At 43.3% G+C, this 14540-nt stretch carries 11 protein-coding genes; 2 read left to right on the forward strand and 9 right to left on the reverse strand.

The genetic code is table 11. The features are described 5' to 3' along the window. Positions 1-20 precede the first annotated feature (20 nt). From rhaD to NSQ55_RS17310, 4 genes are read right to left on the reverse strand one after another with little or no spacing between them, the layout of a single operon-like run. Positions 21-866: a rhamnulose-1-phosphate aldolase gene (gene rhaD / locus NSQ55_RS17295; protein ID WP_036688060.1), complete on the reverse strand. Its 846-nt coding sequence runs from the start codon at positions 864-866 to the stop codon at positions 21-23. A 43-nt stretch (positions 867-909) separates the two neighbouring features. Beyond that, positions 910-2166 carry an L-rhamnose isomerase gene (gene rhaA, locus NSQ55_RS17300; RefSeq protein ID WP_076128282.1) on the reverse strand — a complete coding sequence of 419 codons (1257 nt, stop codon included), beginning with the start codon at positions 2164-2166 and terminating at the stop codon, positions 910-912. Between the two features lie 38 nt (positions 2167-2204). After that, positions 2205-3671 (reverse strand): rhamnulokinase, encoded by a 1467-nt coding sequence (rhaB, locus tag NSQ55_RS17305; RefSeq protein WP_076194678.1) that lies wholly within the window; start codon positions 3669-3671, stop codon positions 2205-2207. Positions 3672-3698: 27 nt separating this feature from the next. Further along, the gene (locus tag NSQ55_RS17310; RefSeq protein ID WP_076194676.1) at positions 3699-4850 is read right to left on the reverse strand and encodes an iron-containing alcohol dehydrogenase; all 1152 of its coding nucleotides are present in this window, start codon (positions 4848-4850) and stop codon (positions 3699-3701) included. Positions 4851-5207: 357 nt separating this feature from the next. On the opposite strand from NSQ55_RS17310, the gene NSQ55_RS17315 reads away from it, so the two are divergent. Beyond that, positions 5208-5963 (forward strand): DeoR/GlpR family DNA-binding transcription regulator, encoded by a 756-nt coding sequence (locus tag NSQ55_RS17315; RefSeq protein ID WP_076100077.1) that lies wholly within the window; start codon positions 5208-5210, stop codon positions 5961-5963. A gap of 84 nt (positions 5964-6047) precedes the next feature. Here the strand turns inward: NSQ55_RS17315 and NSQ55_RS17320 are convergent, their stop codons facing one another. The 3 genes from NSQ55_RS17320 to zwf form a co-directional block, all read right to left on the reverse strand. Further along, positions 6048-6689 (reverse strand): methyltransferase, encoded by a 642-nt coding sequence (locus tag NSQ55_RS17320; RefSeq protein WP_339168225.1) that lies wholly within the window; start codon positions 6687-6689, stop codon positions 6048-6050. 183 nt (positions 6690-6872) lie between these two features. After that, positions 6873-7766 (reverse strand): phosphogluconate dehydrogenase (NAD(+)-dependent, decarboxylating), encoded by an 894-nt coding sequence (gene gnd, locus NSQ55_RS17325; RefSeq protein WP_036688068.1) that lies wholly within the window; start codon positions 7764-7766, stop codon positions 6873-6875. 71 nt (positions 7767-7837) lie between these two features. Next, entirely contained in the window at positions 7838-9373 is a 1536-nt protein-coding gene (zwf, locus tag NSQ55_RS17330; RefSeq protein ID WP_076184477.1) for a glucose-6-phosphate dehydrogenase, read from the reverse strand. Positions 9374-11907: 2534 nt separating this feature from the next. Here zwf and NSQ55_RS17335 point away from each other — a divergent pair. Continuing rightward, positions 11908-12795 carry a fructose bisphosphate aldolase gene (locus NSQ55_RS17335; RefSeq protein ID WP_076144711.1) on the forward strand — a complete coding sequence of 296 codons (888 nt, stop codon included), beginning with the start codon at positions 11908-11910 and terminating at the stop codon, positions 12793-12795. A gap of 379 nt (positions 12796-13174) precedes the next feature. On the opposite strand, the gene NSQ55_RS17340 is transcribed toward NSQ55_RS17335, so the two are convergent. Both NSQ55_RS17340 and NSQ55_RS17345 read right to left on the reverse strand, forming a co-directional pair. Further along, positions 13175-13537, reverse strand: coding sequence for a DUF1304 domain-containing protein (locus NSQ55_RS17340; protein ID WP_076128270.1), 363 nt, complete (start codon positions 13535-13537; stop codon positions 13175-13177). 161 nt (positions 13538-13698) lie between these two features. Beyond that, a complete protein-coding gene (locus NSQ55_RS17345) occupies positions 13699-14532 on the reverse strand; it encodes a hypothetical protein (RefSeq protein ID WP_076309773.1) in 834 nt (277 codons plus the stop codon). Positions 14533-14540 lie beyond the last annotated feature (8 nt).

Genomic DNA, 14540 nt, shown 5'->3' on the forward strand with positions numbered 1-14540 from the left:
CACCAAATTATAATGACTCTCTAGACTTCAAGAATCCCCGCTTTAGGTGTAACTCCAAATGCTTTAGCTAAATCCCATAGCTGTTGGTCTGTGATCTTTTGTTTGATTTCTCTACCGCCAATCAAGTTGTAGATCGTCGCAGCCTTTTCAACCGTTTCTACTAGACCAAAGGTAGCATCCATGGTGGAGCCAGTGCCAAAAATCCCATGCTGCGGCCAGATGACTAAACGGTGATCCTTCATTTTTTTGGCAGTCTCACGGCCGATTTCACTGCTGCCCGGAACAATCCACGGAATAACACTGACCCCATCAGGGAAAACAACAAGGCACTCTGTGCACATTTCCCATAACGTTTTGGTAAACTTCAGTTCGTCCAGATCATGCGTGAAGGTCATCGCGATAACATTTGTAGCATGTGTATGCAGCACGATACGGTGTGTGGGATCTACTTTCAAACGTTCAATATGACTCATAAAATGCGAAGCGAGCTCACTCGTAGGAACTGCACCATTCCGCAATCCCCACAATACTTCCACACTTTCGCCATTGCCGCTAACTCTTAACACTCCCAAATTCGCTTCAGGGTCTTTAATCACATTTCTGAAATATTTGCCCGAACCTGTTACGATAAAATACTTGCCTGCTAATTCTTTTACCGGAAAGGTGAGTTTGATCGTGCGCAACGGCTCCAGTACATTAATATACTTAGCCACCTCATTCTCATCCAGTAAATAGCTGACATTCCCACCATTCAGTTCATCCCAGCCAAGCTCCCACATATGACGGGTGATCTCTGACATTTCCTGAATAAATGGAGCTTCACTGCTGGCAATATAACCTTTTGATTCTAACAAGGATGTACTCATAGTCTATTCTCTCCTTTGTATTTGCTGCTCTCCGTATCCACTTCTATCTTAAAGACAAAACGTCTTGTTCGTAATTTTTCACTTCAGTAAGCCATTGCTCACGCACCGGTGTACCTTGTGATGCACAGTAGTAATCCCAGACCGCTCCAAAAGGATACGATTTGAACTCTTCTACCAGAGCAAGACGTGAAGTATAATCCCCGGACCGCTCGATTTGCTTAAGCTCTTCCACTGGTTCCAGCATCGCACGCAGCAACGCCTTAATAGTGTTGCGGGTGCCAATGACCCATGCCGCGAGATGATTGATACTGCCATCAAAGAAATCCAATCCAATATTCGTACGAGGAAGTAAATCCCCGCGAACCAATTCACGGGCGATTTCCAGCAGCTCATCATCCATTGTTACCACATGGTCACTGTCCCAGCGGACAGGTCTGCTGACATGCAGCAGCAGCTGCTCACTGAACATCAGAATCGAAGATAATTTATTCGAAATCACTTCTGTAGGATGAAAATGTCCCGCATCCAAACAGATCGCTTTTCCATTTGTTAAACCATAACCCATATAGAATTCATGAGAGCCAACCACATAACTTTCAGAACCAATTCCAAACAGTTTACTTTCCAAGGCATCCATATTATAAAGCGGATCTATTTCCTGACTAAAAATCTCATCCAGCGACTCTTTTAAACGTACTCTCGGAGCTAGCCGATCTACTGGCGTATCCTTATATCCGTCTGGAATCCAAAAGTTCGTCACACAAGGCTGACCCAGCTCCCGCCCAAAATGCTCAGCGATCGTACGCGAAGCTTTACAGTGTCTGATCCAGAAATTCCGAATCTCCGCGTCCGAATGACTGAGAGTGAATCCATCGGCTGCTTTCGGATGTGAGAAACAAGTAGGGTTAAAATCAAGCCCTAAGCCCTGCTCCTTCGCCCAATCCACCCAGGATTGAAAATGTCGTGGCTCTAGTTCATCCAAATCTACAGGTTCATCTGTATCTGCGTAAATAGCATGCAGGTTAACCTTATGTTTACCAGGAATAAGAGATAACGCCTTTTCTAAATCTTGACGTAGTTCATCTGGTGTACCCGCCCGGCCCGGATAACTTCCCGTTACCGCAATGCCCCCGCTTAGTTCTTTTTCCTTAAAAAGAAAACCTTTTACATCATCACCCTGCCAGCAATGTATGGAAATTTTAATTTGCGCGAGTCGCTCCAGCACTTTATCCACATCAATACCGTGGGCTGCGTATAGTTTTTTGGCTTCGTTATAACTAGTGATAATGCTCTGATCCATGCTGTTTATCCTCCTAAATTAGTGCAAGTCTGTTTCGCTTAGATAAGCTCATTCACCTTGGACAGATGAAGGCTTCTCCAACGATTTAGAATGTTATTAAAATGCTTGATCGGCTGCGGAATGTATGATGTTATTTCAAAAGATTGTTCGATAATAGCTCTTGCCTCAGTTATGTCTGCAATGGAATCTGTGCTAATCATCTGCACTACTATATTTCCTAGAGCAGTCGCTTCCGTTGGTCCAGCCTTTACTATCCTGCCGATAACGTCAGCGGTTAGTTGGCATAAAAGCCGATTGTTCGCCCCGCCGCCGACAATTTGCAATCCCTCGATCCGACGTTCTGTCAGCTCCTCCAACTCTTCCAAATAAGTTAGATAGGATAACGCCAAGCTGTCAAAAACACAACGTGCTAACTGTCCAGGTGTCTCCGGAACGGGCTGCCCACTCTCCATACAGGCACTGCGGATTTCTTCTATCATGTTCGATGGATTAAGAAACCTTGGTGCATTACAAGGGATCAGGCTGCGAAACCCCTCTTCTCCCTGTGCAAGCTCTGCAAGCTCCGCAAAACTATAACAATTGTTCAGTAATCTGCGAACCTCTTGAATAAGCCATAAGCCCATTACATTTTTGAGGAATCTATAAGTTCCGTAGGCTCCCCACTCATTGGTGTAGTTAGCCTGCATGGCTTTTAGAGAATTTAGAGGCTCCGTTCTTTCTACACCGAGTAAAGACCAAGTTCCACTGCTGATATAAGCTGAGCCTTCTTGAAGTGGAGCACCTAGCACTGCTGAGGCCGTATCATGGGAAGCCACACAGATCAGCTGGCATTCAGGCAGGTCATATTGTTGGATTAAAGCTTCGTCAAGAGGACCAACCACTACACCAGGCTCAGTTAATTTTGCAAATTGATCTTTCCTGATATTCAAAAATTCTAATAGGTCATCGTCAAAATCCCGGCTTTCCAGATTCAACAGCTGTGTTGTAGATGCAATCGTAACCTCGTTGATTTTACGGCCAGTCAGTCGGTAATATAGATAATCTGGTACAAGTAAAATCTGATCCGCTTGCGCTAGCTCTTCTTCTTTATGAACATATAACTGATTCAAGGTATTGATGGATAACTGCTGGATTCCTGTCTTTTCATAGACGGTTTGTGGTGAAAGCTGCTGTGCCACCTGATCCACAGCCAGATCCGTTCTGCGGTCCCGGTAGGCGTATACTTCATGAACACGATTCCCGTCCGCATCTACCAGCACATAATCTACACCCCATGTATCAATACCGAGCGTACAGGTAGTAATTCCATCGGTTTTAGCCTTCCGAAGCCCGATCATAATCTGCTCTACTAAATAATCAATGTCCCAGAAACAGGAACCCTCTTGTTCCGTAAAGCTATTGCTAAAGCGATGAAGCTCTTCTAAGGAAAGAATACCTTCTTGCAATATTCCGCGCACCAGCCGCCCACTTGAGGCACCGATGTCAACGGCGATGTGATTATTCATAAACAATCTCCTATGATAAGGGGTGATTTATAATATTTTTTTGAACAGTGTAATAACTTCTTCTTTAGTAGGAATAAAAGGGTTCCCTGGTGCACAAGCATCCTTCATCGAATTTTCAGCCAAAAGATCAAGATCTACTTCTTCTACACCAAGCTCGGATAATTTAGCTGGAATCCCTACTTCTTTAGACAACGCCTTGATCGACTCAATTACGAAATCTGCGCATTGTTTATCCGTTTGGTTCTCTACATTAAGTCCAATCGCTTTAGCAATGGATCTGAATTTCTCAGGCACATATTTGGCATTTTCTTCTTCCACAAAAGGCAGCAGCATCGCGTTACATACGCCGTGCGGCAGATCGTATACGCCGCCCAGCTGATGCGCCATCGCATGCACATAACCAAGCCCCGCATTATTGAAAGCCAATCCGCCAAGGAATATCGCGTATACCATCTGTTCACGCGCTTCGATATCATGGCCATTCTTCACAGTACGAGCCAGATTAGCAAAAATAAGCTCCACTGCGGCTAGTGCCGTAGCATCGGTTACCGGATATGCTCCCGGCGTCACCAGCGCTTCAATCGCATGAGTCAATGCATCCATACCCGTAGCCGCGGTAAGTGCAGCGGGTTTATCAACCATAAGCTCAGGATCGTTGACTGAAATCGTCGCAAGGCTGTTCTTATCTACCATAACCATCTTCACTTTGCGTTCTTCGTCTGTGATTACATAGTTAATGGTCACTTCAGCCGAAGTACCAGCAGTGGTATTCACGGCGACAATCGGCAGTGATTTATGCTTAGACTTGTGTACACCTTCATATTCTTTGATATGACCGCCATTTGTGGCAATGATACCAATGGCTTTGGCAGTATCCTGTGGTGATCCACCGCCAATGGAAATCAGATAATCACAATTCTGCGCTTTGAGATAATCAACGCCATCGTGGACATTTTTACAGGTCGGATTGGGTTTCACTTCATCATAGATGGCATATTCAATCTCCGCTTCGTCCAATACCGTCAGCAATTTACCAGCAATGCCACTTTTCATAAGGAATTTGTCCGTAACAACAAGCGCCTTTTTTAATTTAAGCTCTTGGATGTATGGACCAATCTCCTGCAAGCATCCCTTGCCCATAATATTGATCGATGGAACATAATACACATGCGTGCTCATGCTTGACCAGCCTCCTAAAGTTAATTTATCAACACCAAAGTTTTACACACAACTCTGCAAGCTAGAGCGTAGTATTCCGGCTGCAGCGCCTCAGGCTGGCCTCTAAATCGCAACTGGGCCGGCTCTGGTATCTTTCAAATCTAATTACCACTACAGGACTTCTTTTCTCCTTCATCGTATGCCCGCAAATCTTTGTTGTCAACATTTTAAATATTTTTTATGTTGTTTTTATTTGTTTTATATCCGTTTTGTGAATATTATTGGAAAACAAACATGATTTTACGTTGATTTTATTGCAAAACACAGATATTTGGAGCTATGATTAAGGAATATACAGATTTCGGAAAGGTGATCCCTATGCTTGCAGCTGAAAGACGCAAAAAAATAATTGATCTTGTTCATCAGGATAAACGAGTATTAGTCTCTGATCTAAGCCGGATGTTTGAAGTTACAGAAGAGACGATACGCAGAGACTTGGAGAAGCTGGAGAAGGATGGCATTCTAAGCCGAACCTATGGCGGGGCCATGCTGAATCGTCACACGAACGAGGATTTGCCTTTTGTTACACGCAATGCGCTGAATACAGATATCAAACGGGGAATCGCTCTTAAGGCGCTAGATTTAATCAATGATGGAGATACGTTAATGGTGGATCCTAGCTCCACAGCCTTTGAGTTTCTAAAACTGCTTGGCAATAAAAACAATCTGACCATTATTACGAACTCGATTAATATTTTGCATGAGTTCTCGAATTCTGGGATGGATATCATCTCCACCGGAGGTTCTTTACGTTACCGATCCATGTCACTCGTGGGTCCTGTAGCACATGACACCATTCAAAGATACAATGTGGACACTGCGGTTATCAGTTGTAAAGGAATAGATATGGAGCGAGGCATCACAGATTCTAATGAACCGGAGTGTGAGCTCAAGAAATATATGCTACGTCAAGCTAACAAGGTCATACTCCTGGCCGATCACACCAAATTCGATAAGACCGCCTTTACGAAGCTGATCGAGCTTGGCCAAATCGACTTTTTGATCACAGACCGCCAGCCTTCTGAGGTTTGGTTGAAGCGCCTGAACAAAGAGAATATTGAGCTTCTCTATTAATCGGGCTCAAACGCCTTCGGTGCCCAATTAAAAATGCCGTTCCCCAATGAGTAATGGGTGACGGCATTTGTTATATAAAGATGATTATCTTTTTGTATAAACCTGAGAGATTGGGATTACGTTGACTGTTGATTTGGGATTTTCGCGTTGCACTTGCGTTGTAGTTTTTTTCCTGCAAATATATACAAGCGCTGGTGGAAAATTCAGCAGCACCCACTTCGTGTGTAGGATCTCAAAATGCTGGCTCAACTCTGTTTTCATCCGCGGAAAATATTCATAGGTTATAAACCACCCTCCTTCTTTTAAAGAAGAAATGATCTGTTCCATAAACTTAGTGCGGTCTGGCTTCGAGAAATTCATCAAAGACAAACTACTCACGATACAATCCAGCTTCTCCAGACTGCTGTTATGAAGCGCAAGACGCAGCCGGAGACAATCATTGTTGCAGAAACATCCAGGGAATTCCTCTCTTAATTGACTGCGAAAATCAGGATCTATTTCAAATAAAAGAACATTCATACCGGTCTTTTCTCCACGCGGAATAAACCTTGTGATTGCACCAGTCCCCGCACCCAACTCAGCCATAGAATGCACTTGGTTCCAAGGCACTGGATCAAGCAACGTCTGGGCCAGCCAATGTGAACTGGGAGTCACACTACCATATTGTCGGGGCGCATGCAGAAATTTATTTAGAAAATGAAGTCGCTCACGAATTCCACTTTGCATGAAATCTCCCCCTTGCTTCCTAACTTACCCTTCTACCCCTAAAATATGTAAACTGCATTAAATTCGTACTCCATCTATACTTCCCATTATCTATTCCCCTTAAAATAAAAAGCCCAAATTTCTCCGCAACATAAATTGCGGGAAATTCGAGCTTGTAAACACTCAATTCAGAGTCGGCCAATCTTATTTAGTTTCCACAGCGTGTCCGCCGAATTCGTTACGCAGTGCAGCAACTACTTTTCCAGTGAATGTGTCGGTCTCAAGGGAACGGTAACGCATCAATAACGCCATAGCGATAACCGGAGTCGCCGCTTGTAAATCAAAGGCGGTTTCAAGCGTCCATCTGCCTTCACCAGACGAATGCATAATGCCCTTAATCTCATCTAGTTTAGCGTCCTTCGAGAAGGCGCGTTCCACAAGTTCCATCAGCCACGAACGGATTACAGAGCCGTGATTCCACACCCGAGCTACTTCCTCAAAGTTGTAGTCAAATTCACTCTTTTCCAGAACCTCAAAACCTTCACCGATAGCAGCCATCATGCCGTATTCGATACCGTTATGCACCATTTTTAGAAAATGGCCGCTACCTGCTTTACCAGCATATAAAAAGCCGCTTTCTACAGCGGTATCACGGAAAATAGGCTCCACAACCTCCCAAGCTTCGGGATCTCCGCCAACCATGTAACAAGCGCCATTACGCGCCCCTTCCATACCGCCAGAGGTACCTGCATCCATAAAGTGAATTCCGTGCTCCTTCAATTCCTCATACCGACGAATCGATTCCTTATAATGCGAGTTTCCTGCTTCAATAACGATATCACCTTTAGACAACTGTGGAGTAAGTTCAGCGATTACAGAATCAACGACCTGATGCGGAACCATGATCCAAATGATTCTTGGTGTTTCCAATTGCTGTACCAATTCTGGAAGCGTTACTGCTCCACTAGCGCCTTTAGCTTTCATTTCTTCTACAGCAGGCGCATTCAGATCAAAAGCAACAACCTCATGTCCATGATCCAGCAAATTTTGACCCAAATTAAAACCCATTTTTCCTAACCCAACTAATCCTACTTTCATGTAAATTCCCTCCGATTTATAGATTCTTGTGATGTATTTTAGCTAAATTGGCAAAAAAAACAGGCAGGGGCTTAAGCCCCTGGCCGTATAGATTCCTGCGCTGCTGCAACTTCTGCTTGAGCGTCGAGAAGATCTGACTCCTGATCTGCATCATCAAACCACCAGCGGTCTTCACCCAAAAGCTCCATAGCCGCATCTGGACCATAAGAACCTGAAGCATAGGTATGAAGTGGCATTAGCCCCTCTTCCATAGCTTCCTGGATTGGTGTAACCCATTGCCATGACAGCTCGACTTCTTTCCAGTGAGCAAAGAAAGTGGCGTCACCACGAAGCGCATCAAAGATCAGATTTTCGTAAGCTTCTGGTACGTCTGAAGTTCCGGCTTCATAAGTAGCGAGGACAGGTTCAAGTTTCCCTTTTTGCAGCTGATCCTTCGTATTCAACTGAAGCGTAATGGCTTCATTTGGACCGATCTCGATGATGAGCAGATTTGGAACGTCATTCCCTTTATTTTTGTTATTGTTATCATTAAACGGTTCTTTAAATTCTATAACAATTCTTGTTGATTTCTCTTTCATTCTCTTGCCGGTACGGATATAGAACGGAACTTCATTCCACAATGGATCATCTATAAACAAACGCGCTGCAATAAACGTCTCATTTTGTGAGGATTGGCTAATTCCGGGTTCATCCAAGTAGCCTGCAACAGATTTACCTTTAATTTCACCTTCAGCATATTGTCCGCGGACAACATATTGATTAACTTCGTCTTTACTTAGCGGAATGAGGCGCTCCATGACATATCTTTTCTTCCCACGGATCTCTTCAGGTGTACTGCCTTTTGGAAGCTGCATCGCCATCATCATGAGCAATTGAAGCATATGGTTCTGGAACATATCACGAAGAGCCCCAGCTTTATCATAATAGCCTGCCCGTTCTTCAACGCCAACAATCTCACTCGCCGTAATTTGCACATTTGCGATATACCGATTTTTCCACAGTGCTCTAAGCACAGGATTTGAATATTTTAGAACTTCCAGATTCTGAACCATCGGTTTACCCAAGAAGTGGTCAATTCGGAAAATCTCCTCTTCAGTAAATACGGCATTCAAGCTGTCATTTAACTCTCTTGCTGTTTGCAAGTCTGTACCAAAAGGCTTCTCAATAATCAGACGCTTCCAGCCCTTCGTAGATCCCAGACCACTGGAGTGAATATTGGCGGCAATTTCCTTGAAAAACTCAGGACCCACCGATAAATAGAACATCCGATTCTCCGGAATGTTAAAAAATTGCTCACGACGTTTAACATGCTCCAGGAGCTTCAAATAATCCTCTGTATTACCTACATCTAGAACGCTATATTCAAAAGCTTCCAAGAAAACCTGCAACTGTGGAGATTCTACTGCCGGCTGTCTAGAAAATGTCTGCAAAGATTGCAGGACTTGCTTACGGAAAGCTTCAGTTGAAACTTCTCTTCTTCCTAATCCAATCACTGAGAGAGGACCTGAAATTTGACCATCTAAAAAGAGGTTATATAGTGCAGGATAGATTTTACGTTTTGCTAAATCTCCTGTAGCGCCAAAAAGCACAAATGTTGATGATTCCACTTTCATTCCTCCCGCTATTATATATTATTTATTAACTTACTTTTAATTACTAGCATACTCAGTAGAATCAATCATACGACTGATATTTTTATTCGTCAACCTCATTTCGACATTTACGAAAAGTTATTATTTTCACAAAGCTTCGAATTGGTAATTATGATTAATGTCACACCAATTATCTTATTGGATTATTCGTATTAATTTACTAGGAAATAATCCGCAAATAAGATAACAACCCGCTCCCAGCATGGCTTTTGGCGTTCTGACTTTACACACTCTGATTTAAAATTCTTCATCCAAAGCTGTTTACAACATAAACAAAATTCCCAGTCGCTTAAATAAGCTCATCCTTCCCCTGTGTTTCAAACTAACTTTAAGTAATAGAGTGGTTTGGTCTCGCGCGCCTTGATGAAGACTATGCGATTTGATCCCAAATTTGAGAATTAAGCATAAAAAGTGACTGCTTCGAGGAATATTACTTGAGAATACTTCGAAGGAATTTTCGCTGAGCACATTGGAGTGATTTGGAGTCTGTGAAGAGAACGATTGGGGATGAGATGACGTTTGCAAAGAGTACCATTGGGGATAGGTTGAAGGTTGCTAAGAGTACCCTGTGAATGTCTTGAGTTTGCTAGGTGTACCATTGGGATTGTCCTTAAGTTTGCTAGGTGTGCGCTTTGGGGGATCACTTTAAAGTTCGCATAGAGCGTCTTTAGTTTCTGCTTGGAGTAACATTATGTTTACCCGCATCTCCGATGCGGCGATATCGGACCTTGGAGACCTTATACGTCGATTCGTTCTCGTCTGCCGATGCTTTATGTCCACACTAACTATGGGTTCGGACTCAGGAGACGTTATTTCGCAGATTTAGCCCATTTCGCCATGCTATCGGACCCAGATGCAGCTATTAAACCTAATTCGCTCCTCTCTGGAGCAAAAACTTGGCTATAAGAGCTATGCAGTCCGATAATTCTGAAAAATGCTCCAAAAACACCAAATAGCTGCAATACAGTCCGAACGGTAATGTAGTATCTTCAATCTTGCTAGTCCGGACTCAGATGACCTCAGACGTCAATTCGTTCTCGTCAGTTGAGGCTACATGTTTTCACTAACTATGGGTTTGGACTCAGGTGACATTCTACTTCGATACTTACTCGTCTGCGGAGGCTTCGAGTCCTCGCCATCGACGGTCCGGACTCAGGAGACGCTATTTCGCAGATTCAGGTCATTTCGCCATGCTATCGGACTCAGATACAACTATGCGACCCAATGTACTCCTCTTTGGAGCAAATACTTGGTAATAAGAGCTATGCAGTCCGATACTTCTGAAAAATGCTTCAAAAATACTAAATAGCTGCAATACAGTCCGAACGATGATGTAGTATCTTCAATCTTGCTAGTCCGGACTCAGATGACCTCAGACGTCAATTCGTTCTCGTCAGTTGAGGCTACATGTTTTCACTAACTATGGGTTTGGACTCAGGTGACGCTATACGTCGATACTTACTCGTCTGCGGAGGCTACATGTTCTTGCCATCGATGGTCCGGACTCAGGAGACGCTATTTCGCAGATTCAGGTTATTTCGCCATGCTATCGGACTCAGATGCAACTATTCGACCCAATGTACTCCTCTTTGGAGCAAAAACTTGGCTATAAGAGCTATGCAGTCCGATAATTCTGAAAAATACTCCAAAAACACCAAATAGCTGCAATACAGTCCGAACGATGATGTAGTATCTTCAATCTTGGCTAGTCCGGACTCAGATGACCATAAACATCGATTCATACTCGTCAACCTAGACTGGATGTCCACACTAACTATGAGTTCGGACTCAGGAGACGTTATTTCGCAGATTTAGCCCATTTCGCCATGCTATCGGACTCAGATGCAGCTATTGAACCAAATCCACCCCTCTTTGGAGCAAATACTTGGAAATAAGAGCTATGCAGTCCGATACTTCTGAATAATACTCCAAAAAATCTAAATAGCTGCAATACAGTCCGAACGATGCTGTAGTATCATCAATCTTGGCTAGTCCGGACTCAGGTGACCTCAAACGTCGATTCGTACTCGTCAGTTGAGGCTGCATGTCTTCACTAACTATGGGTTTGGACTCAGATGACGCTATACGTCGATTCGTTCTCGTATACGGAGGCTGCAAGTCCTCGCCATCAATAGTCCGGACTCAGGAGACGCTATTTCGCAGATTTAGCCCAGTTCGCCATGCTATCGGACTCAGATACAGCTACTCGACCAAAAAGTGACCTCAAACGTCGATTCGTTCTCGTATGCTAAGATTGCAAGTCTTCACCATCTAGGGATCGGACTCAGGAGACCTTACACGTAGATACCTCGTCATCCCCATGGATCAATTAGATCCGGAAGTCCTTATAACGCAGATTCAAACCACCTCACAATAGACTAGTTACCAGCCAAGTTTACAATGCCATTTGTTTAGAGCCGGTACATTAAGTGTTATAGTTAATGAACATAAGATTATTCATTCAGTTCACGAAAGGAAGGAGAATTTTCATGAATATGGAGCAATGGGAAAGAATTCGGACGGGACAGGGATTTATAGCTGCCTTGGATCAAAGTGGTGGCAGTACACCAAAAGCGCTGCTGCAATATGGTGTTGCAGAGGACAGTTACTCTAATGAAGATCAAATGTATGGGTTGGTTCACGAGATGAGAACGCGCATTATCAAGAGCCCTGCATTTGATTCAAAGCATATACTGGGTGCAATCTTATTTGAGAACACAATGGATCGTTCCATAGACGGGCAATATACTGCCGATTTTCTATGGGAGAAAAAAGGGATTGTGCCTTTCCTGAAAATCGATAAAGGTCTTGCCGACCCTGAAGACGGAGTACAACTAATGAAGCCTATTCCCGGCTTGAGTGATCTTCTGAAGCGGGCCAACGAACGTAACATCTTTGGTACAAAAATGCGCTCGGTGATTAAAGAGGCTAATCCTTCCGGTATCAAAAAGGTGGTTGAACAGCAGTTTGAAATCGGTAAGCAGATTTTAGCAGCGGGACTCGTACCTATTATCGAACCGGAAGTTGATATCCACAGTGCTGATAAAACGGCTTCAGAGAAGCTGCTAAAAGAAGAACTATCGGCCCAATTGTCTACGCTGGGCAAAGACGTGAAGGTCATGCTTAAGCTCTCCATCCCAACGGAGAATAATTTCTACCGCGAATTAGTGGATGATCCTCATGTTTTGCGAATTGTCGCTTTGTCCGGCGGTTACACACAAGCGGAGGCCAACGATAAGCTCGCCCATAATCAAGGACTGATCGCCAGCTTCTCACGTGCGTTATCGCAGGGACTAAGTGCTGGGCAGTCAGAAGAAGAGTTTAACGCGCTCCTCTCCAAATCTGTAGAAGCGATTTATGCAGCCTCTATTAAATAAGATCCTCATTTAAACCAGCACATAAAAAGAGCTGTTTCCCTGACAGGTGTTCCCTGCTGGGTAGCAGCTCTTTTTTTATGATGAGAATTTACTTTAAAAGTCTAGAACTTTCAGATTAAACGCCATTCTGTCTACTCATTCAGCCCACACAAGCATGCAATGGGTTTGTTAAAGTCCCTTACATCTTATCTAAGGACCACACCTGTAGCTAAAACACATTAATCAACCAATTCTCTGTTGTTTCTTGGCACACCATCCATAATTCCTGTTTTTAATCCAGCGCATTTCATTACCCAATAATTTCTTGATCTTACGCAAAAAAGGCTTCCACCACGCAAGTACGCGAGGTAGAAACCTAATCGATTACTTCTATGTTATCTTAAATCGAAACCACGAGGATTAATGCAATTAAAGCTGGCAGTCCTTGCATAAATAAAATAGACTTTTTCACCGTCAGTCCTCCATATAACGCTGCCACTATAACAGTTGATAAGAAGAAGATTTCAATTTGATGGCCGAAATTTACATTCGGATGAACCAATCCCCAAATTAAACCTGCCGCCAAGAATCCATTGTATAACCCTTGGTTCGCTGCCAGTGTTTTAGAAGCATCCGCAACTTCCTGTGTCATTCCAAAGACTCGAAGCCCTTTTGGCTTTGACCAAGCAAACATTTCTAAATAAACAATATAGATATGTATTAACGCAACAACACCGACCATAATATTAGCTACCCATACCATCAAAATAACCACCTTATTTTAATTTGTGTACAATTTAATTGTATCACATTAAAACTCAAAAGTGTATACAACATCTCATAAACAATTCGACGCTAAAAAAGAATAACCATAATCTTCAAAAAAAGACTACCGCTATTCCATACGTAATGTTTTATGAAATTCTAAAATACTTTTGCAGCAATATAAACGGTTACGCTATTGTAAAAACCATAAAGAGAACCATTGCTCCAGACGAAATTGCTAGGATCTGAAATTCCCGTATTTTGAGACGCTTGATGTCCATGTTTCTCTGACCATAGACCTGAGCTATTTTGAAGCATGAAGTGGTAATCAACGTTATCCTCAGGAATATCGACTTTACCATTACCATTTGAGTCGATCCATCCCACTCTTAGTGCAATTCGATGTTCATCGGAATTAATCGCTGCAGTTCGGCCCGGAAGTATCCGCCAACCCGGTTTAAAGTATAAAGGATTCGTATTGCCATCTTGAACCACAAGACCAGCAGTATAATACACGTTAGTAAAATAGGCAGGATCTCTGACATTTGAGACCCCGTCTCCATCACCAGGGTTGATTGCCCCTGGAAATCTTAAGGCATAACCATAACAGTTAATCCCATAACTATTTTCGGCTGTATACGGCCACGCATGACCATAAGCGGAAGATAGAGTTGCTTGCGGAGCATCAGGTTCAAAAGTAGGTGTTATTAGCTCCGGTGCCAACAATTCATTATTAATAAGATTGTCATCTGCCGGGGGTACAAAGCTTGAAGACTCTTTGAGTTCTCCAACTGTAGTAACATTTCCTTGTGTGTCCACAATAATCGTATCGTCGCCCTTCCATTCTCCAACCCAAACCTTTTCCGGTCCAGAAGTTTGGACTTCTTTCAAATTACTTACGTCGACGTCGATGGGTGCGGCCATTGCAGCAGAGGACAGGGCCAGATTCAGTAAGAGCGTGCAGGTTATTGCGACTTTATAAGTCTTTTTCAAAATCACAA

It is taken from the genome of Paenibacillus sp. FSL H7-0943 (genome assembly GCF_037963265.1).
GTDB lineage: Bacteria > Bacillota > Bacilli > Paenibacillales > Paenibacillaceae > Paenibacillus_AQ > Paenibacillus_AQ odorifer.

Bases quoted from the DNA above. Each gene is read 5' to 3' on its own strand.
- rhaD (WP_036688060.1), bottom strand. From the start codon at position 866: ATGAGTACATCCTTGTTAGAATCAAAAGGTTATATTGCCAGCAGTGAA.
- rhaB (WP_076194678.1), bottom strand. From the start codon at position 3,671: ATGAATAATCACATCGCCGTTGACATCGGTGCCTCAAGTGGGCGGCTG.
- gnd (WP_036688068.1), bottom strand. From the start codon at position 7,766: ATGAAAGTAGGATTAGTTGGGTTAGGAAAAATGGGTTTTAATTTGGGT.
- NSQ55_RS17320 (WP_339168225.1), bottom strand. From the start codon at position 6,689: ATGCAAAGTGGAATTCGTGAGCGACTTCATTTTCTAAATAAATTTCTG.
- NSQ55_RS17335 (WP_076144711.1), top strand. From the start codon at position 11,908: ATGAATATGGAGCAATGGGAAAGAATTCGGACGGGACAGGGATTTATA.
- rhaA (WP_076128282.1), bottom strand. From the start codon at position 2,166: ATGGATCAGAGCATTATCACTAGTTATAACGAAGCCAAAAAACTATAC.
- NSQ55_RS17315 (WP_076100077.1), top strand. From the start codon at position 5,208: ATGCTTGCAGCTGAAAGACGCAAAAAAATAATTGATCTTGTTCATCAG.
- NSQ55_RS17340 (WP_076128270.1), bottom strand. From the start codon at position 13,537: ATGGTATGGGTAGCTAATATTATGGTCGGTGTTGTTGCGTTAATACAT.
- NSQ55_RS17310 (WP_076194676.1), bottom strand. From the start codon at position 4,850: ATGAGCACGCATGTGTATTATGTTCCATCGATCAATATTATGGGCAAG.